Origin of the sequence: Lutibacter flavus (assembly GCF_900188355.1) — a bacterium.
GTDB classification, from domain to species: domain Bacteria; phylum Bacteroidota; class Bacteroidia; order Flavobacteriales; family Flavobacteriaceae; genus Lutibacter; species Lutibacter flavus.
The window spans coordinates 1,100,638-1,122,046 of sequence record NZ_FZNX01000001.1 but is presented as its reverse complement, the minus strand read 5'-3'; the positions used below and the strand labels follow the sequence as shown (position 1 = coordinate 1,122,046).

The window sequence follows — 21,409 nt, the reverse complement described above, 5'->3', positions numbered from 1 at the left end:
ATTATTTAATTTTATGCGCTGATTGTTAATAAATTAAAAACATTATTTTGATGTATTCTAAATAAAATCACCACTTTATTTGCTGATATATATCAGCATAACTCTTACATTAAACATATAATTTTACAATATTAAATCGAATAGTCGAATTATATAGTTTGCAATTTTTTTCTCTTTTTAGTATAGATTTTGTAAATTATTAAGTGTAAATATAATGTAAAAATGAAACCAGAAACGAAGAAATTAATTTGTGATGCGAATGAAGCCGTAGCCATTGTTGCTCACAAAACAAACGAAGTTTGTGCAATTTATCCAATTACTCCAGCATCCCCAATGGGAGAACATGTAGATGTTTATAGTTCAGAAGGGCAAAAAAATATTTGGGGTGATGTACCAAGAATTATTGAGATGCAAAGTGAAGGTGGAGCAGCAGGTACTGTTCACGGGGCTTTACAAGGAGGTGCTTTAACAACTACATTTACAGCATCACAAGGTTTGTTATTGATGCTACCGAATATGTATAAAATGGCAGGGGAATTATTGCCAACAGTAATTCACGTTGCAGCTAGAACTTTAGCAACACATGCCTTATCAATATTTGGTGACCATTCAGATGTAATGTCTGCAAGACAAACTGGTTTTTCTATGTTGTTTGGAGGTTCAGTTCAAGAAGCTCATGATTTTGCTTTAATTGCGCAAGTTGCAGCGTTAAAAAGTAAAGTTCCATTTATGAACATTTTTGATGGATTTAGAACTTCACATGAAATTTCTAAAATAGATGCAATTTCTGATGAAGTAATAAAAACCATGATGCCAGAAGAGGATATAATGAAACATAAAAAGAATTCATTAGATCCAGATAATCCGGTAATTAGAGGTACTGCTCAAAATCCTGATGTATTTTTCCAAGCACGTGAAGCTGCAAATACATACTACGAAAAAGTTCCTGAAATTGTTCAAAATACAATGGATCAATTTGCGGAATTAACAGGTAGAAAATATAGCTTATTCTATTATATTGGTCATCCAGAAGCTGAAAAAGTAACAGTTATTATGGGGTCTGCTCAAGGTCCGGTAAGAGAAACTATTGACACTTTAGTTGAGCAAGGTGAAAAAGTTGGAGCGTTATTCGTACGTTTATACCGTCCGTTCTCTGTTCATAATTTTATTGAGCATATGCCAAAAACAGTGAAAAAAATTGCTGTTTTAGATAGAACTAAAGAGCCAGGAAGTACAGGAGAACCTTTATACTTAGATGTTGTTACTTCATATGTTGAAATGGGAGAATCAATGCCAACTATTGTTGGTGGTCGTTACGGACTTTCTTCTAAAGAATTTACACCTTCTATGGTAAAAGGAATTTTTGATGAATTAGAAAATAATTCACCTAAAAATCACTTTACAATTGGTATTAATGATGATGTTACACATACAAGTTTACCGTACAAACCAGATTTCCAAACAAGAAAATCTACATTTAACTGTATGTTCTATGGTTTAGGATCTGATGGTACTGTTGGTGCAAATAAAAATTCTATTAAAATTATTGGTCAAACAACTGATAATTATGTGCAAGGATATTTTGTGTATGACTCTAAAAAAGCAGGAGCACAAACAATTTCACATTTACGTTTTGGACCAGAAGCAATTTATTCTTCATATTTAATAAGCACTGCTAATTTTATTGCTTGTCACCAACCAAACTTTATTAATGAGTATGATATCTTGAAAAAGATTAAAAAAGGAGGAACATTCCTTTTAAATACTCCACATTCAAAATATAAAATTTGGGCTGAATTACCAAGTCTTGTTCAACAGAGAATTATTGATAATAATGTTGAATTTTATGTTATTGATGCAACAAAAGTTGCCGCTGAAGCAAACCTTGGTAAACGTACAAATACCATATTACAAACTTGTTTCTTTGCAATTTCTGGTGTACTTCCAAAAGATGAAGCAATCAAAAAAATTAAAGATGCAATTGTAAAATCATATTCTCATAAAGGTGAAGGTGTTGTTGAAATGAACTTTAATGCGGTTGATAAATCTTTAGAGAACTTACAAAAAGTTGAGTATCCTCGTCATACAACAAACCAAGATGGATTGGTGCCTATGATGTCTGATAAAGCTGATGATTTCACAAAAGAAATTTTAGGAACAATATTAGCTGGTAACGGAGATTTATTACCAGTAAGTGCATTTTCAGCAGATGGAACGTTCCCAACAGGAACAACTCAATTTGAAAAACGTGGAATTGCAGATGCTGTTCCAACTTGGGATGATGCAGACCTTTGTACACAATGTAACAAATGTGTTGCAATTTGTCCACACGCAGCTATTAGAGCTAAAGTAGTTTCAAACGATATATTAGAAAATGCTCCGGCAGGTTTAAAACATGTACCAGCTAAAGGAAGACCATTTGATAGTAAAACGGAAAGTTATGTTTTACAAGTTTCACCAGAAGATTGTACAGGATGTGACCTTTGTGTTGCTGTTTGTCCAGCTGAAAGTAAAGAAGTTGAAAACGTTTTTGCTATTAATTTGGCAAAAAAATCTGAAGTTGAAAAAGTTGAAAACGAAAACTGGGATTACTTTATTGACCTTCCAGATTATGACAGAACGCAATTAGTAACTACAAATGTAAAAGGATCTCAATTCTTAGAACCATTATTCGAGTTCTCAGGTGCTTGTTCTGGTTGTGGTGAAACACCATATATTAAGTTGATCACTCAATTATATGGAGATAGTATGGTAATTGCTAATGCAACAGGTTGTTCTTCAATTTATGGAGGAAACTTACCAACAACACCATATACTACAAATAAAGATGGTAGAGGACCAGCTTGGGCAAATTCATTGTTTGAAGATAATGCAGAGTTTGGTTTAGGTATAAAATTAGCCTTAACTAAAAAAGAAGAAATTGCAGTTGATTTATTAAAATCTTTAGAAAGTAAGATTGGAAGTATATTGGTAAATAAAATTATTGATAGTCCAGAAAATACAGAAGCTTTAAAAGCCGAAAAACTAAAAGATATTGCTGAATTAAATGAGATTTTAGATACCATTGATACTTATGAAGCTAAAAAACTAAGAAACCTTAGTGAGTATTTACGTAAGAAAGCAGTTTGGATCTTTGGTGGTGACGGTTGGGCTTATGATATTGGTTACGGTGGTGTTGATCACGTATTAGCATCTGGTGAAAATGTAAATATCTTAGTAATGGATACTGAAGTGTATTCAAATACTGGTGGACAAGCTTCAAAAGCTACACCACTTGGAGCAAGTGCAAAATTTGCAATGAAAGGTAAACAAAGCAATAAGAAAAGCTTAGCATTACAAGCAGTTTCATATGGTAATGTTTATGTAGCGCAAATTGCAATTGGAGCTAAAGATAACCAAACTTTAAAAGCAATTCAGGAAGCTGAAGCATATCCAGGGCCATCAATAATCATAGCTTATTCACATTGTGGTGAACATGGTTACGACCTAAAAGATGGAGCGGCACATCAAGAAAAAGCTGTTGAAACTGGTTACTGGCCATTATTTAGATTTGATCCTTTAGGAGCTAAAGGAAAAAGATTTAGATTAGATTCAAAAGCACCATCAGCACCTTTAGAAGAATTTATGTATTCTGAAACTCGTTTTACAAGAGTTGTTAAAGATAATGCTGAAATGGCTAAAGACTTGTTAGATAGAGCTCAAGAACAAGTAGATGTTCAATGGGAACGATTAGAGCTTTATAAAAATTTATAAACTAAACTAATTTTAAAGTGCTAGGTGTTTTATACACCTGGCACTTTTTTTATACGTCAATTAAAAATTATTATTATGAAAGGAGCATGTTAAAAACATTATCACTCAAGGGGAGTGATTATTAGCGAACAACATGTGACAATTAAAAACAATAAATATAAACACATGAAATCAAGATCAGAAGCTTTTTTTAAGGAAGCAACAAAAAATTTACAATTAGCAAAAAATGAATTGTTTAAGCCTTCTGAAGATATTGTAACTTATTCAGTTTGTAAAAACGCACAATTCGCAACAGAAAATTTTCTTAAAGGGTTTTTATCAAAAAATGGTATTGAAATTGGCATAAATGAAACTATTGAAACACTTTATAATAAGTGCGTAGCCATTGATGAAAATTTTAAAAATATTGATTTAAATCCAATAGGGTGTAAAAGCCATGCAATTGATTCCCGTTATTGTTCAGAAATTAATTCTGTAAGTGCTTGCTTTGATACTGCAGATATTATTGATACATATTTAAGAAAAGTAAAAGTATTATAGAAGATTATTTTTTCATTTGAAGAAAAAAAAACTTACTGTACCTTTGTTTAAATTATATAAACATGAATTATATTTTATTTGATGGTGCGGTACGTAATGCACTATTGCCTTTTACCTACACAAAACCCGTTGCAGATTTACGAATAGGAATCTTAACTATTCGTGAAAAATGGGAAAAATATCTAGGTTATACTACAACAACACTTACTGAAGAATATTTAGAAGAAAAATATCCAATGGTTGAAATGGAGCAAAATATTATGATAAGTGCATCCTATTTGCCATCAGAATTACTTGTAAATAAAATAAAAAATTTAAAAGAGAATCAAGCCATTTTTAAAGATAATGAAGTAATAGCATTTTTTACTACCGAATCACAAGACGAAGTTAATTTTATTGCTTACGATCAAATAGAATTTAATGAACCTATTCTCCAAATATGTAATACATGGGATTTATTTTCTTTAAATGATAAAGCTTTAAAAGCTGATTTTGAATTAATTACAGAAGGTAGAAAATCACAGCCAATTCCAGAAGGGGTATACTATTTAAATAAAGAAGATATTTTTATTGAAGAAGGAGCAGAGGTGCTGTTTTCAACTTTAAATGCAAGTACCGGACCTATTTATATTGGAAAGGATGCATTAATTATGGAAGGTAGCGTAGTTAGAGGACCTTTTAGTTTAGGCAATGATTCTGTATTAAAAATGAGTTCAAAAATATACGGAGCAACTACCGTTGGACCGAATTGCACCGTAGGAGGTGAAGTTAAAAATAGTATTTTAATGAGTTATTCTAACAAAGGTCATGAAGGGTATTTAGGGGACTCAGTATTAGGCGAATGGTGTAATATTGGTGCGGATTCAAATAATTCAAATCTTAAAAATAACTATGCTGAAGTAAAGTTATGGAGTTATGAGACTGAGAGATTTGCTAAAACAGGTCTGCAATTTTGTGGATTAATGATGGGAGATCATTCTAAATGTGCTATAAATACAATGTTTAATACAGGAACTGTTGTAGGTGTAAGTGCTAACATTTATGGCAGTAATTTTCCAAGGAACTTTATTCCTTCTTTTAGTTGGGGTGGAGCAGCTGGTTTTTCAACCTATCAAATTAATAAAGCTACAGAAACAGCTAATTTAGTATTTCAACGCAAAGGTTTAGATTTTGATAAAAAAGAAGAACGTATTCTACAACACGTTTTTGAGATTTCTGAAAAGTATAGAAATTTTTAAAAAAAATCCCATTGATTAGTTCAATGGGATTTTTTTTATCCTTTTATTTCGTTCTTTTTAAACTTATCAAACTTAGTTTCAGTTGTTTTTGGCCAACTATTATTACTCAAATCAACATCAGCAGTTTCTTCATCAGGGTCTACAGTTATACTTTTAATAGCTTTGTTTGAAGGAAAAACCTTAATAACTTCTTTATCGTTTAATCTCCAAATTTGAGCAGGATATTGTTTACGTTCTTTTGTACCATCTTCATACTCAAACTCAACAATAATTGGCATTACTAATTCTCCTGGTTTTTCAAATGTTAATTCATAAAAATAGGTTGGAGCTTTTAAATTAGCTGTTTCTTCAGCAGTAAAGTTACTTTCTAGGTATTCATTTAAGATTGAGTAATCTTCTGCTTTTTTACCTTTTAAGTCTTCAGTAAATTCTTCACTATCTTCTGCTACTAAATATAATGAAGGTGGTAACTGATCAATTGTTAAACCGTAACGTTTGTAAACGTTAATTGCTCTCTCCGTTGGTTTATCTGTAATATGATATTTTTTAACTTCTTTTATTCCAATATCGTTATTCCCTGTTGTATAAAACCAACCTCTCCAAAACCAATCTAAATCCATTGCCGAAGCATCTTCCATAGTTCTAAAGAAATCAGCAGGCGTAGGGTGTTTAAACATCCAACGTTTTGCGTAAGTTTTAAAAGCATAATCAAAAAGTTCTGGCCCCATAATAGTATTCCTCAAAATCCACAAAGCTGTTGCAGGTTTTGCATATGCATTACTTCCAAAGTTAAATAAATCATCTCCTTTTGCCATAATTGGTGACAATTTAGATTGATCTCCACTCATATATCCCGTAATATTTTTTGGTAAGCCTCTACTTAAAGGATACCCTTCTTCGTATTCCATTTGAGCTAACATTTGAACAAAAGAATTTAAACCTTCATCCATCCAAGTCCATTGACGTTCGTCCGAATTTATAATCATAGGGAAAAAATTGTGTCCAACTTCATGAATAGTTACACCAATCATTCTATATTTTGTACGATCATTATAAGTCCCATCTGGATTTGGTCTTCCTGGATTGAAACATATTTGTGGATATTCCATACCCATTTGGCCGTCAACTGAAATAGCTTTGTGATATGGATAGTCAAAAGTATGTTTAGAATACGTTATTAGAGTTTGTGCAACAGCCCTAGTAGAATGATCTCCGTACAATGGGTTTGCTTCTTTTGAATAGTAGGAGTAAGCCATCACAGTTCTTCCACTAATATCAACTGCCATAGCATCCCAAATAAATTTTCTTGAAGATGCAAAGGCATAATCACGAACATTTTCAGCAAAGAATTTCCAAGTCTTTGTTTTTTTAGATTTTTCTTGTTCAGCTTTTATGGCTTCATCTTGAGTAACTATTAAAACGGGATTTTCAAATGATTTTCTAGCTTCTGCCAGTCTTTTTTGTTGTGTTCTGGTAAGTACAGCTTTTTCATTAGTTAAAACACCTGTTGCTCCTAAAATATGGTCAACTGGTGTAGTAATTGAAACTTCATAGTCACCAAATTCTAATGCAAATTCACTTCTTCCCCAAAACTGATCGTTTTGCCATCCATCAACATTGTCATAAACACATAATCTTGGAAAAAATTGAGCAATTACATAACTGTTATTATTATCTGAAGGGAAGTGTTCAAAACCAGACCTTCCGCCTTGAGTTACATGGTTGTTTATATTGTACCACCATTTTATTTTAAAGGAATGAGATGCTCCGGAAACCAATGGTTTTTCTAAATTAAGACGCATCATAGTTCTATTTATAAGATAGGAAGCATCACTACCATCAATATTTTTAACATATTCAATTTTAAATCCTCCATCAAAAGGCTCTTCAATAAAAGTTTTTGAAAATTGAGCAGGACTATATAAAGAATTTGGTCCAGAACTAACTATTTCAGGGCTTTTAGAATCTGAAGCTCGTTTATTTTGATCTAATTGAAGCCATAGATATTCTAAATTATCTTGAGAATTATTATGATATGTTATTGTTTCTTCTCCATATATACGCTGGTTTTCATCATCTAAAACAATATCCATTTTATAGTCAACCTTTTGATGAGTATACTCATAACCCGGAGCGCCAGATGAAGTATGTTGGGTATTTGGAGTAGGGAGCTCTTCTTTTAATTGTTTAAATTTACTGGTATTATAATGTCCTTTTTGAACTTCATTTTCTTGTGCAAAATTGCTTGTAAAAATAAAAGTGAAAATTGCTAAGAGTAGTACTATTTTTTTCATTTATAATTTAAGATGTTTATTCATTAAATATAAGAATTTAAAAAAGAGACTGTCTAAAAAGTAAAACTTTCGTCAACCTGAACCTGATTCAGGTTCACATAATGATTGATTATCAGCATGATGAGATTCTGAATCAAGTTCAGAATGACGGTTTTCAATACTTTTTAGACAGCCTATTTATTTTTAACTTTTTATTTGATTCTTTTTGAATTCGTCAAATTTAGTTTCGGTTGTTTTTGGCCAACTATTGTTAGACATATCAACATCTGCTGTTTGCTCATCCGGATCTACTTTTATAGATTTGATGGCTTTACTAGATGGAAAAACTTTTGTAACTTCTTTATCATTTAGTCTCCAGATCTGAGCTGGATATTGTTTGCGTTCTTTTGTACCATCTTCATATTCAAATTCAACAATAAGCGGCATTATTAAGTCTCCAGGCTTTTCAAATACGAGTTCATAAAAATATTTTGGAGCTTTTAAATTAGCTTTTTCTTCGGCAGTAAAGTTACTTTCTATGTATTCATTTAAGATTGAGTAATCTTCTGCTTTTTTACCTTTTAAGTCTTCTGTGAATTCTTCACTATCTTCAGCAACTAAATATAATGATGGAGGTAATTGATCAGCTGTTAGTCCATAGCGTTTGTATACATTTATAGCTCGCTCTGTTGGTTTATCTGTAATATGGTATTTTTTAACTTCTTTTATTCCAATATCATTATTGCCTGTTGTATAAAACCAACCTCTCCAAAACCAGTCTAAATCCATTGCAGATGCATCTTCCATAGTTCTAAAGAAATCAGCGGGAGTTGGGTGTTTAAATGCCCATCTTGTAGCATAAGTTTTAAAAGCATGGTCAAATAATTCAGGCCCCATAATTGTTTGGCGTAAAATAAATAATCCAGCTGCAGGCTTTGCGTATGCATTTGCACCATAATTAAAAACATTATCTCCTTGCGACATAATTGGTGACATTCTATCCTGATCACCACTCATATAACGTGTAATATTTTTTGGCTGATCTCCCATTGGAAACATTTCCGGGTCATATTCATTTTCAGCTAAAATTTCAACGAAAGAATCTAAACCTTCATCCATCCAAGTCCACTGGCGTTCATCAGAATTTACAATCATTGGGAAGAAATTATGCCCAACTTCATGAGTAATAACACCAATCATTCCTTTTTTAGTTCTTTCACTATAATTCCCGCTTTTATCGGCTCTACCAAAATTAAAACATATCATTGGGTATTCCATTCCCATTTGTACATTTGCTGATGTTGCATGAGGATAAGGATAGTCAAATGTGTGTTTAGAATAAACTTTCAATGTATTGGCAACAACTCTTGTAGAGTGCTCTTCCCATAATTCTTTACCTTCTTTTGGAAATAATGAATAAGCCATTACAGTTTTGTCATTTAATTTAACAGCCATAGCATCCCACATATAACTTGGTGAAGTAGCAAATGCAAAATCACGTACATTTTTTGCTGATAATTTCCAGGTTTTTGTTTTATCACTTTTTTCTTTAGAAGCTTCTTCAGCTTCTTCAGGAGTTACAATATAAATAGGATTGTCATAAGTTGTTTGGGCATCTTTATATCTTTTAACTTGCTTGTTAGTTAAAACATCTTTAGGATTTTGCAATACACCAGTTCCATTTAAAATAAAGTTTTTAGGTGTAGTAATTGAAACATCATAATCACCAAATTCTAAAGCAAATTCACTTCGTCCCCAAAATTGCATATTTTGCCAGCCTTCAACATTATTATAAACACATAGTCTTGGAAAAAATTGAGCAATAGCATATGCAGAATTTCCATTATCAAAAATTTCATAACCCGAACGCCCACGATCTTCCCTATAATTATTTACATTATACCACCACTTTATATTAAATACAAATGTTCCTCCACCCGCTAAAGGCTGAGGAAGATTGATACGCATCATTGTTCGGTTAATCATATAATTAATTTCCTTTCCATTTACATCTTTCACATGTTCAATATTAAATCCACCTTGGAACGGTTTTCCCATAAATTTTTTAGTAAATTTTGAAGGAGAATATAAAGCGTCCGGACCACCACCTCTAACATCAGGAGTTTGTGAATCTGGTGCGCGCATATTTTGATCTAATTGCACCCATAAATAATCTAAAACATCTTTAGAATTATTATGATAGGTTATTGTTTCGTTTCCTGAGATAGTATGATTTTCATCGTTTATTACCAAGTCTATTTTATAATCAACTTTTTGTTGAGTATACTCATAACCTGGAGCTCCAGATGCTGTATGTTGTTTATTTGGAGTAGGTAACTCCTCTTTTAGCTGTTTAAACTTACTTATGTTGTAATGACCTTGTTGTTTTTCTTTTTCAGGCTCAATTTCCTGAGCAAAAATTGAAGTTGAAACCATTGCCATTGCTAGGAAAGCAAATACTATTTTTTTCATTTGAGATTTGATTGGATTATTAATTCGAAAGTAAATAATTTTAACATTATAGTTCGATTTTTGTTAAAATTTTAACAAACATTTATAAGTTTTTTTATCTAAATAATAGGTTTTATTCTTTTTGTTTGCTTTTATCTTAATAATGTTTTGTTGCTGGTCAAAATACTTAATTAATGAAGTATTTGTAACTTCAATTGAATTAAGTTTTCTAATATCTGTAATTTCCAGATAAAAGCGAACAATATCATCGTCATATTCTTTGCCAATATAAGTATAACCTTGTATCTTGTTGTTGATTGAAATTTTAAAATGAGTATTTAAATAATTTTCAAAATATTCATCAATAGTCGAAACCTCATTTTTTGTTGCAATTTTTAATTCGGTGTTATTATCCTGGTTTAGAGTATATTCAATATCATCAATAAACATTCCTAAGGTTATTTGAACGGCTTGTTGGCTTTCAACATATTCAATTTCACATAAACTAATATAATATTTGTGCATTGTAAATGCAAAAAGGGGAAGAATTAGAAGTAAATAGATGAATTTTACTTTTTTCATTTTAAGTAAATAATATTTAGTGGCTAATAAACAAAAAGCATTCCAAAATTTGAGAATTAATTTAACCTAATTTTTAATTTCATTAAATATTACAACTTGTTTTATTAAAAAATCTTTAATTCTAAAATCGTTTACTTCAATTAATTCTAATAATCCTTTTTCCTGACAAAAATCTAAAAACAAATAAATTTCATCTTTTGGAATACCAAGAATATTTGTAAAAAATGGAGTTCCATATGAGTTTATTATTTTGTTAGGAAATTCATCTTTTAACATTTTAATTTTTTCATTTTCTAGTTTTCTATTCTTTCTTTTTAGCCTCGCTTTTTTAGTTAGTAAATTGAAAATACTCACAAGACCTATTCCGTTAGTTTCCTTATATTTATCTACATTAGGCGGTTTGTTCTTCGGACCTTCTTTATAATCTAATATTGCTCTTTTATCAATAGAAACATCACCTAATTCTAACCTAAATTTTTGTGTTAAAAAAATTTCGTTCAATTCATTGAATTCAGATTCTAAATAAACAATAATTAATTTTGAATTTATATGAGCTTTGGAAATTTTTATAGTCCTGTTTTTATGAATTATAGAAGAAATTAAAATGGAGTCACCTTCCTTTGCTTTAATTGTGAACATTCCATCTATATCACTCGCTACACCTATATTTGTTGCTTTATTTATAATATTTATATCATTTAATAAAATTGAATCTTGCTTTATAATTCCAGTTAATTCAACACGATTTTCCTGTGCAGCTATTTTTAGGCAAAAAAGCATTAAAAATATCTGAATAAATAGAAGGGAGTTAGTTTTTAATTTCATTGTATATCTTGCTTTCTTCTTGCAGTGTTTTTATTACTTCCAAAACACGATTGTTATAATATTTAGTATAGATATTTCGATACTCACAATAAGTAATAAAGTTATTAATTTTATCTTCAGGAATTTTTAAATCATTGATAAAAAAATCTAATCCAAACTCTTTTTTTAATTTATAAGGGAAATTTTTCTTTTTTTTAAGTTCACGTTTTAATTTTAATGCTCTTTCTATGCTTTTATCTGGAATAGCAACACTTGCGCCAACTCCGTTCATTAATATTGGATTTGTTAAAACTTCAGCATCAGGAGCTTTTGAAAAATCAGTTGAATAATCAGGTTTAATTTTATAAACATCACTTTTATTAAATACAAAAGAGTGGTTGGGAAGCGTATCTTTTGGTTTGTTTTTTATATCATAATTTAAATCCCCTGTTAATCCGTTTAAAAAAACCTCTTGTAATTTATTTACAATTGCATTTAATGTGATATTTAGCTTTTTATTATTTAAAATACGTTCTGAAATACTAATTTTTAAAGGATTATATTGAATAGAAGAAATTAATAGTACATCATTTTTAGAAACTGAAATTTCAAATTCACCGTTAACATTACTAATAGTTCCCATTTTAGTATTTAAATTTATAATATGCACATTTGGAACCATTTTGTTTAAATTGTAAATATTTCCAGAAATAATTTCAGAGTTTTCTTGTGCCGTTATTTTAGAAACAACGAGTACAAAAAGAATGAATAACACATTAAATTTGTTATTTTTTGATAGCATTGTATTTTTTGCTTTCCTCTTTTAATATTTCTATAACTTCTAAAACCTTATTTGAATGGTATTTATCTAAAATATCTCTATACTCGCAATAAGTAATAAAATTAAAAATATTTTCTTCTGGAATTTTTAAATCGTTTATAAAGAAATCAATGCCAAATTCTTTTTTAAGCTTTATTGGAAATTCCGTTTTTCTTTTTACCTCTCTTTTTACAGCTCTCTCTTCTTCCAATTGTTTATTGTATTTACTTCCTTGTCCACCTCCAGCCAAATATAAAGGATTTGTGAAGGCTTCGGCATTCACATGACCTTTATAACCAAATTCATCTCCCGGTAATTTTTTATCTAAATCACTTATTTTAAAAACAAAATTGGCTTTTGGAATTGTATCATTTGGAGTGCTTTTACTATCTAAATCCAGACTTCCAGTTAAACCGTGAAGAAAAACTTCGTCCAAATTATTAACGATTAAAGTTAAATATACATTTAAAAATTCACCCTTTAAATGGTCTTTTGTGATGGTAATTTTTATGTTTTTATATTGAATTGAAGAAAAAAGCAACACATCACCTTCTTTTACTAAAATTTCAAACTCACCATTAGTATTGCTTATAGTTCCATATCTGTTTTTTAAATTTATAATATGAACATCGCCAATAACCTTGTTTGAACTAAGAATTTTTCCCGTTATTACAGCGTTACTTTCTTGAGAAAAAGACTTAGTTGCAATAAAAATGAGAAGAGTTAAGTTGGTTAGTTTTAGTTTCATTAAATCAAAGTACGTTATTGAAGTCTTAAAATAGTATTAAGGCTATTATAAACTTATGTTAAAACACAGAAAAATGTTACTTTTGGTAAAACTTATCATTTATGAAAAAATTACTGATAGCAAGTACATCTACAGTACACGGTAAAGGATACTTAGAATATATTTTACCTGAGTTGTCTAATTTGTTTTTTGGAATTAAAGAAATTTTATTTATTCCTTATGCAAGACCAAGTGGATTATCTCATGAAGCTTATACTGAAAAAGCCAAAGCAGCTTTCGAAAAAATAAATATAAAAGTTAAAGGTATTCACGAATTTAATAACCCAATAGATGCTATAAATAATGCCAAAGGTATATTTACAGGTGGAGGAAACACATTTTTGTTAGTTAAGCAGTTGTATGATACTAAAGTAATTTCGGCAATAAAAAATGTTGTTGAAAACGGAATACCTTATTTTGGAACAAGTGCAGGTAGTAATATTACGGGCTTAACAATTCAAAACACGAATGATATGCCAATAATTTATCCACCTAGTTTTAATGTATTTGGGTTTATTAATTTTAATATTAATCCACACTATTTAGATCCGGATCCTACTTCAACACATATGGGTGAAACCCGTGAAACGCGCATAAATGAGTTTCATACACTAAATAAAATTCCTGTTTTAGGATTAAGAGAGGGAAGTTGGATTAGTGTAAAAGGGAATAGTGTTGTTTTAAAAGGGGCGTTAGATGCAAGGTTATTTCAACAAGGGAAACCAGCTAAAGAGTTACCACCAGACACTGATTTAAGTTTTTTAATGTAAATTTAAAAGAAGCTCAATTATTTGTGAGTCAGGTGATTTTTTTACTTTATCAGATAATTGATTAAATGTGTTTATAATTTTTAAAGTATCTATTTTTGAGTTTTTTAATTGATCTCTCAAAATCATTGGAGCAATGTACGAATCTCTATTTTTTTCAATAAAATTGAAACTATAATCTATATATTCTTGCTCAATTTTACTCATTTCAATCCCTAAGTCTTCTAATTTTTCGGCATTGTTTTCTAATCTGTATTTTTGAAATTGTGGAAATAAATACTCTATTTTTTTAAAAATCTTTTTCGAATTTAATTTATACTCACTTAGTTTTGAATTTAATTCAGATCCTTTTATTAAAGGTTCTTCTAAATTATGAGCATCAATTTTAATATTAATATCAGAGTTTTCAATTATTAAAACTACTGTAGCAGAATATTCATTAAAACTAAGTGCAAATCGTTCTGGATATTCTACAAAACCTTTAATAGTGAATTTATTATCAATAACGTTTGAAGAATCTAAAACGTAAATAGAATTTTCTATAATTTTATTAAGAAATACTTTTTTTGGATAAAAATTTTCTAAAGTACCATTTAGGGTAAATACTTTATTTTGAGCTAAAACAAGTTTTTTCTTTTGAACAGTTTGTTTTTTACAACTGAAAATAGATAAAGTTAAAATGCAAAAAATAAAAAAAAATCTCATTGCATTTTATTAATTATTAATAATTTATATACTCACTTATTTCAATTCCATAACCGGTCATACCAACGCGTTTACGCAAAGTGGTAGCGTTAGAAAGCACTTTTAATTTTGTGATTCCTAGATCGTGTAAAATTTGAGCACCAATTCCAAAATCCTTTTCATCCATCTTTAAATTAGGCACGTATGGTTCATCATTTTTCTGGCTTTCTTTTAAAATTGCCAACCTTGCAAGTAAATTAAATGATTGATTTTCTTGATTAATAAATACAACAGCTCCTTTTCCAGCCTTGTTAATTGCATTAAAAACTCCTGTTAATTTGTCATCTGGATTTTTTGTAAGCGTGCCTAAAATATCATTATTTACTAAAGTTGAATTTACTTTAACTAACACTTTTTCATCAATATCCCAAGAGCCTTTTGTTAATGCTAAATGAACTTGATCATTTGTAGTTTGTTTGTATGCACGTAATCTATATTCACCAAATCGGGTATCAATTACAAAATCTTCTGAAAGTTCAATTAGCGAATCATGTTGCATTCTATATTCAACTAAATCTTCAATAGAAATAATCTTTAAATCAAATTCGTTTGCAATTTCCAATAATTGAGGAAGACGCGCCATTGTGCCATCTTCATTCATAATCTCCACAATAACACCTGCCGGATTTAATCCTGCCAAGCGGGCAAGATCTATAACGGCTTCGGTATGCCCAGTTCTTCTTAAAACCCCGCCTTCACGAGCTTTTAATGGGAAAATATGGCCTGGTCTACTTAAATCATGTGGTCTTGTTGCTTTATCCGCTAATGATTTAACGGTAATAGCTCTATCTTTTGCAGAAATCCCAGTTGTAACACCTTTTCCGTGAAAATCAACCGATACTGTAAAAGCAGTTCCAAGAGGGTCAGTATTTACACCAACCATTAAATCTAAATTTAATTCTTTACATCTTTTTTCAGTTATAGGAGCGCAAATAAGGCCTCGACCTATAGTTGCCATAAAGTTGATCATTTCTGGAGTAACCTTGTCAGCAGCAGCAACAAAATCACCTTCATTTTCTCTATTCTCATCATCAACAACAATTACAACTTTACCGTTTCTAATATCGTTAATTGCCTCTTTTATTGAATTCAATTTTATATTGCCTTTTGAAAATTCCATTCTTAATTTATTGATTTTTTTGTAAACCTATTTAAAAACTTTTTGATTTTATCTAAAATAGAATCTATATTAAAGATTCCCATACCACTTGTAGCTCTCCGAGTTAATAAAATACCAAAAGGTAAAAGTATTATTGTTGATAGCCAACTACCAAGTAACGTTGAAATTGCGCTTTCTTCTGATAAGTTTTTTCCTAATTGTGAAATGAAAAAATAAATCACAAAAATAGTTATGGCCATTATCATTGGCAATCCAAATCCTCCCTTTCTAATAATTGAACCAAGTGGAGCACCTATAAAAAATAATACCATACAGGCTAAAGAAAATGAAATTCGATAACTAAATTCATAGTCATATAAATTTAAAAGTTTTCTTTTATCTTTAAATAATCTTTTATTGTTATTGTTTCTATCAATTGTACGTTTTATATTTTGAACTGATTCACTAACAACAATTATTTTATTATTAAGAGTGAAATTGTCAAGAATTTCTGGTTCTAAATCCTTCTTTATTAAAGAATCAGGGTATTTATATAACTTTTTTGCACGCACAATTGTATATAAATTTTCAGCTCGTTCGTTTATGTACTTATCATAATTTGTTTTTTCAACTTTTGAAACGGAATCTAATTGCTTAACACTAAACATACCATGGTGTCTGGTTAAATCTTCTTTATCTAATGAATCATCATCACTAAAAGAAGATATATCTATGTTTATTACATAGGTTTCAAAAGTAGCTGCTGATGCTGGCATCTTAAATCTTTCATTACGAGTCATTGATTTTTTTACATGCTCTTCGTAATAATTTCCATTTTTAAGTGTTAGCATCATATATTTACTTCCTTCTTCGGTAGAGATTTCACCTTTTTCGGCAGTAATTATTTTTACTTTTCCTTGTGATAAAGTTAAATCTGCAATTTGAACATTTTTCAATAAATTTTCTTCTTCTCCATATTTCTCAGAAAATTTAATGTTAAAACCAGGAATCTCAGTATTAAATGCACCCGGCACCAATGCTAAAGCTGGTTTTTTCTTTTTCATATTTAAATACAAGTTTTTCTGTTTGAGCGTAGCCCAAGGATAAACATTGTTTAGGAATATGAAATTTAACGCACTTAAAAATAAAGTTAAAATTACTAAAGGTCTAATTACTCTTTTTAAAGAAATACCAGCTGATTTTATAGCTGCAAACTCATAATTTTCAGATAAATTACCCAATGCCATAATGGAGGATAACAAAATACCAATTGGTAATGCAGTAGGAGTAAGGATTAAAGCTAAATAGCCTAAGAATTTTAAAATGAAAAATATATCAATTCCTTTTCCTGCAATTTCATCAAAAGCAAGCCAAAGTGCTTGCATAACCAAAACAAAAAGAACCACAAAAAATGTGGCTAATAAAGGCTGTAGAAAGCTTTTTAAAATATATTTATCAAATATTTTCAACGCTATTAATTTGGCTCAGAAATCGTATATTTTTTTTGATCTCTGTATTTTGCTTTGTCAAAGATAAAAAGCTTTTCGGATAAAGGTTGATTTGTTTTGAAAGTTCTTACTTCAAGAGTTGTAACTGTGTTGTTTTCACCAGTTTCAATAATATTATAAATATGTTTTGTTTTAACATCAATACCAACTAAAACACTTGCAATTTCAGAATTGCTGTCAATTGGAATTAATTTAACATACTGAATTTTAATACCTTTTAAGGTTTTTAAGGCATCCATTTCGTAAATGAATCCATTTTTGTAAAATGAAAACATTTTTGAAGGAGTTAAAGTATCATCCTCGTTATCAACAAAATTTTGAATAATAACTTCTTCATCTTCATGAATAATTAGATATGTTTTTTTACCGTCAAAAATTTGTTCTGTACCCATATAATTTAAATGGAATAAATCTCCTTTTAACGTAACTTGTCCCATCGTTTCCTGATGTACATCTGCATCAGCATTATCAAGTTTATGATTGAATTCAAGATATATGTTATCATATCCTTCAACTTTAGCAGCAACTTCATCTAACAAAGCTTTTGCTTCATTTGAATTTTGACTAAAAGCAGTGATACTTAATAATGTAATACTTAATAATAAAACTATTTTTTTCATTCTTAAATTTTGAACTTTAACTATTATTTTTCCCCGTCTAACAAAAGATTGAGGGCCATTTCATCTGGAACTAACACTTGTCGTGCTTTACTTCCTTCAAACTGTCCAACAATTCCGGCAGCTTCTAATTGATCAATTAATCTTCCTGCTCTATTGTATCCTAATTTTAATTTTCGTTGTAATAAAGAGGCTGAACCTTGTTGCGCATGTACTATAACCAAAGCAGCATCTCTAAACAATACATCTCTTTCGCTTATGTCTATATCAAGACTTGTGCCAACTTCTTCTCCACTATATTCTGGTAATAAATAAGCATTTGCATAGGCTCTTTGTGAGCCAATAAAATCTGTTATTTTTTCTACTTCAGGAGTATCAACAAATGCACATTGTAAACGAATTACATCATTTCCTCCAGAAAATAACATATCTCCTTTACCAATTAACTGATCTGCTCCTGAGGCATCTAAAATTGTTCTGGAATCTATTTTTGAAGTTACTCTAAAAGCTGCTCTTGCTGGGAAATTTGCTTTAATAATACCTGTAATTACGTTTACAGACGGACGTTGAGTTGCGACAATAAGATGAATTCCAATAGCACGTGCAAGTTGCGCCAAACGAGCAATAGGTGTCTCAACTTCTTTACCAGCAGTCATAATTAAATCGGCAAACTCATCAATAACCAAAACAATATATGGTAAAAATTTATGACCGTTTTCCGGATTTAATTTACGGGCTTTAAATTTAACATTGTATTCTTTAATATTACGTACCATAGCATCTTTTAGCAAATCGTAGCGGTTATCCATTTCAATACATAAAGAATTAAGCGTGTTAATTACTTTAGTTGTATCTGTAATAATTGCTTCATCCGTATCTGGTAGTTTTGCTAAATAATGACGTTCTATTTTATTAAAAAGTGTAAGTTCCACTTTTTTAGGATCTACCAATACAAATTTTACTTCGGCAGGGTGTTTTTTGTATAATAATGAGGTTAATACAGCATTTAAACCAACTGATTTCCCTTGCCCGGTTGCACCTGCCATTAATAAATGAGGCATTTTTGCTAAATCAACTACAAAAGTTTCATTTGAAATTGTTTTACCTAAAGCAATAGGTAATTCCATTTCAGAATTTTGAAATTTTGTTGATGAAATTACTGATTTCATTGAAACCATTGTTGCTTTTTTGTTTGGCACTTCAATACCAATAGTTCCTTTTCCTGGAATTGGAGCAATAATTCTAATTCCCATTGCAGAAAGAGATAAAGCAATATCATCTTCTAAATTTTTAATTTTTGAAATTCGAATACCAGCGTCTGGAACAATTTCATATAAAGTTACTGTTGGGCCAACTGTTGCTTTTATACGAGCAATTCCAATATTATAATTGTTTAAAGTTTCAACAATTCTATTTTTATGCGCTTCTAGTTCTTCTTGATCAACAGAGATACTTTCATTATAATCTCTTAATAAATTTAAGGTTGGAAACTTGAATTCAGATAATTCCAAAGTTGGATCAAACTCTCCAAAGTCTTTAACTAATTTACTAGATAAATTTTCTTCAACATGTTTTTCTTCTACAATTTTTTCTACGTCTATTTCAACAGCACCATGAGTTTCATCATTTTTAGTAGAAGAATTAGATGTTAAATGCTTTTTAATAGTTGGTTCTAAATTATTTAGAGATAATTCAAAATCTGATTTTGTTTGAGGTTCAACAAGATTAACATTTGTTGTTGAGCTTTCAATATTTTCGTTTGAAGTTAGTTTTTCAATATCACTGTCAGTTAGTTGTTTTTCAACACCATCTGTATGCTTTTTCTCAGGGATAAGACTTTGAATTTTTTCTGGAGTAAATTTAAAACGAATCACTATGTACGATATCAGTAAAAATAATAAACTTAAAATTAAGCCAGTTTTCCCTAAAAATTGTTGCAGGTAATTATTTAATTCGTAACCAATTATGCCTGGAAGTAATGAATTTTGTGCACTAAAAAAACCAAGTACTATAGAAAGCCAAATCATCGCTAAAATTCCCCAAGCCCAATATTTTCTAACTTTAATTAAACTGCCTTTTAAAAATATTGAAATTCCCGAAAAGAATAATAATATAGGAACATAAAAAGAAGAAACACCAAAACCATCATAGATAAAGAAATTGCTAATACTTGCACCAATTTTTCCTAATAAATTTTTTACAGAGATATTTTTATCTCCAAAATTGGATAATTGACTTTGATCTTGTTGCCAACTGAACAGAAATGAAACAAAAGAGATGAATAAAAAGATTGCAAACAATGCAATAAACAAACCAATTATAGTTTGGGTTTGTCTATTTTTAAAGAACGATTTTGTTCCCTGAAAAATAGGTTTACGTGCAGTTTTAGTTATTGTTTTTTTCTTTTTTGCCATTTATAATATTATCTCACAAAAATAGAAAATAATTGTGATTGCTATTAAATTACTAAATAAATTTAGGTACGTAGATAATTAAACCGATAATTACGGCAAATATTGCAGCAAAAAAAGCTGCTCCAGCAGAAATATCTTTTATAAAACCAATTCTTTCGTGATATTCAGGGTGAATAAAATCAGCCATTTTTTCTATAGCTGTGTTTAAAGATTCTGCTACCAAAACGAGACCAATTGCAAAAATTTGAAACATCCATTCGGTAGCAGAAATATGCATTATAAAGCCCATGGTCGTCATTATTATTCCAATAATTACTTGAGCAATAATGCTTTTTTCAGAAGTAATTAAAATCCAGAATCCTTTGGCTGCGTATTTTACAGCCTTTATTCTGTTAATTAAAAAATTACTTTCTGTATTCATAAATTACAGCGCTTTTAAAGCAGCTTCGTAATTTGGTTCATCAACAATTTCAGGAACTTGCTCTGTATAAATAACTTTTCCTTCTTCGTCTAAAATAACAATTGCTCTAGAATGTAAATTAGCTAATGGTCCATTTTCTATAGTTAAACCATACGCTTTTCCAAATTTCCCACTTGCAAAATCAGATAAAGTAATTACATTTTCTAATCCTTCAGCACCACAAAAACGAGCTTGAGCAAATGGTAAATCTCTTGAAATACATAAAACTTTTGTGTTTTCTAATTTGCCAGCTTCTTCGTTAAATTTTCTAACTGAAGCGGCACAAGTACCAGTGTCTAAGCTTGGGAATATGTTTAAAATTACTTTTGAACCTTTAAAATCCTTCAATTTTGCTTTTGATAAATCAGCTTTTATTAAAGAAAATTTTGGAGCTTTTTTACCTATTTTAGGTAATTTTCCTGAAGTTTTAAAAGGATTTCCTTTTAATGTTATTTTTGTCATAATGTATTTTTTAGTTAAAAAATCAAAGTTAGCTTAAAAAGTAAATAATCCCGAATTTATTTAGGAGTTTTTAATTTTGTTTTAAAAATA

The 21,409-nt window shown here is 29.8% G+C and carries 17 protein-coding genes; 4 read left to right on the top strand and 13 right to left on the bottom strand.

The window, feature by feature from the left end:
* The first annotated feature begins 222 nt into the window (after nt 1-222).
* From nifJ to CHB63_RS04895, 3 genes are all read left to right on the top strand, one after another.
* Nucleotides 223-3,753 carry a pyruvate:ferredoxin (flavodoxin) oxidoreductase gene (nifJ, locus tag CHB63_RS04905; protein ID WP_089377284.1) on the top strand — a complete coding sequence of 1,177 codons (3,531 nt, stop codon included), beginning with the start codon at nt 223-225 and terminating at the stop codon, nt 3,751-3,753.
* A 165-nt stretch (nt 3,754-3,918) separates the two neighbouring features.
* Nucleotides 3,919-4,293: a HEPN domain-containing protein gene (locus tag CHB63_RS04900; protein WP_089377283.1), complete on the top strand. Its 375-nt coding sequence runs from the start codon at nt 3,919-3,921 to the stop codon at nt 4,291-4,293.
* Between the two features lie 62 nt (nt 4,294-4,355).
* Nucleotides 4,356-5,531, top strand: coding sequence for a GlmU family protein (locus CHB63_RS04895; protein ID WP_089377282.1), 1,176 nt, complete (start codon nt 4,356-4,358; stop codon nt 5,529-5,531).
* Between the two features lie 35 nt (nt 5,532-5,566).
* Here the strand turns inward: CHB63_RS04895 and CHB63_RS04890 are convergent, their stop codons facing one another.
* The 6 genes from CHB63_RS04890 to CHB63_RS04865 form a co-directional block, all read right to left on the bottom strand.
* Nucleotides 5,567-7,825: a M1 family metallopeptidase gene (locus CHB63_RS04890; protein ID WP_089377281.1), complete on the bottom strand. Its 2,259-nt coding sequence runs from the start codon at nt 7,823-7,825 to the stop codon at nt 5,567-5,569.
* A gap of 183 nt (nt 7,826-8,008) precedes the next feature.
* Nucleotides 8,009-10,276, bottom strand: a complete 2,268-nt coding sequence (locus CHB63_RS04885) for a M1 family metallopeptidase (RefSeq protein WP_089377280.1) — start codon at nt 10,274-10,276, stop codon at nt 8,009-8,011.
* Between the two features lie 63 nt (nt 10,277-10,339).
* Nucleotides 10,340-10,837, bottom strand: a complete 498-nt coding sequence (locus CHB63_RS04880) for a DUF6702 family protein (protein ID WP_141107265.1) — start codon at nt 10,835-10,837, stop codon at nt 10,340-10,342.
* Nucleotides 10,838-10,903: 66 nt separating this feature from the next.
* On the bottom strand, nt 10,904-11,617 hold the full coding sequence (locus tag CHB63_RS04875; protein ID WP_141107264.1) for a hypothetical protein: 714 nt from the start codon (nt 11,615-11,617) through the stop codon (nt 10,904-10,906).
* Nucleotides 11,618-11,645: 28 nt separating this feature from the next.
* The gene (locus tag CHB63_RS04870; protein WP_089377277.1) at nt 11,646-12,443 is read right to left on the bottom strand and encodes a carboxypeptidase-like regulatory domain-containing protein; all 798 of its coding nucleotides are present in this window, start codon (nt 12,441-12,443) and stop codon (nt 11,646-11,648) included.
* Entirely contained in the window at nt 12,427-13,209 is a 783-nt protein-coding gene (locus CHB63_RS04865; RefSeq protein ID WP_089377276.1) for a peptidase associated/transthyretin-like domain-containing protein, read from the bottom strand. The genes CHB63_RS04870 and CHB63_RS04865 overlap by 17 nt, the downstream gene beginning before the upstream one ends.
* A 101-nt stretch (nt 13,210-13,310) precedes the next feature.
* On the opposite strand from CHB63_RS04865, the gene pepE reads away from it, so the two are divergent.
* A complete protein-coding gene (gene pepE / locus CHB63_RS04860) occupies nt 13,311-14,018 on the top strand; it encodes a dipeptidase PepE (RefSeq protein ID WP_089377275.1) in 708 nt (235 codons plus the stop codon).
* Here the strand turns inward: pepE and CHB63_RS04855 are convergent.
* Genes CHB63_RS04855 through tpx form a run of 7 tightly spaced genes read right to left on the bottom strand, consistent with a single transcriptional unit; the run spans nt 14,010 to nt 21,319 of the window.
* Entirely contained in the window at nt 14,010-14,720 is a 711-nt protein-coding gene (locus CHB63_RS04855; RefSeq protein ID WP_089377274.1) for a DUF4369 domain-containing protein, read from the bottom strand. The genes pepE and CHB63_RS04855 overlap by 9 nt on opposite strands.
* Before the next feature lie 16 nt (nt 14,721-14,736).
* Nucleotides 14,737-15,879, bottom strand: a complete 1,143-nt coding sequence (gene ribB / locus CHB63_RS04850; RefSeq protein WP_089377273.1) for a 3,4-dihydroxy-2-butanone-4-phosphate synthase — start codon at nt 15,877-15,879, stop codon at nt 14,737-14,739.
* A 2-nt stretch (nt 15,880-15,881) separates the two neighbouring features.
* On the bottom strand, nt 15,882-17,327 hold the full coding sequence (locus CHB63_RS04845; RefSeq protein ID WP_089377272.1) for an LptF/LptG family permease: 1,446 nt from the start codon (nt 17,325-17,327) through the stop codon (nt 15,882-15,884).
* 5 nt (nt 17,328-17,332) lie between these two features.
* A complete protein-coding gene (locus CHB63_RS04840) occupies nt 17,333-17,986 on the bottom strand; it encodes a LolA family protein (RefSeq protein ID WP_089377271.1) in 654 nt (217 codons plus the stop codon).
* 23 nt (nt 17,987-18,009) lie between these two features.
* Nucleotides 18,010-20,397 (bottom strand): DNA translocase FtsK, encoded by a 2,388-nt coding sequence (locus tag CHB63_RS04835; RefSeq protein ID WP_089377270.1) that lies wholly within the window; start codon nt 20,395-20,397, stop codon nt 18,010-18,012.
* A gap of 52 nt (nt 20,398-20,449) precedes the next feature.
* Nucleotides 20,450-20,818, bottom strand: coding sequence for a diacylglycerol kinase (locus tag CHB63_RS04830; RefSeq protein WP_089377269.1), 369 nt, complete (start codon nt 20,816-20,818; stop codon nt 20,450-20,452).
* Nucleotides 20,819-20,821: 3 nt separating this feature from the next.
* On the bottom strand, nt 20,822-21,319 hold the full coding sequence (gene tpx, locus CHB63_RS04825; RefSeq protein WP_089377268.1) for a thiol peroxidase: 498 nt from the start codon (nt 21,317-21,319) through the stop codon (nt 20,822-20,824).
* Between the last annotated feature and the right edge of the window lie 90 nt (nt 21,320-21,409).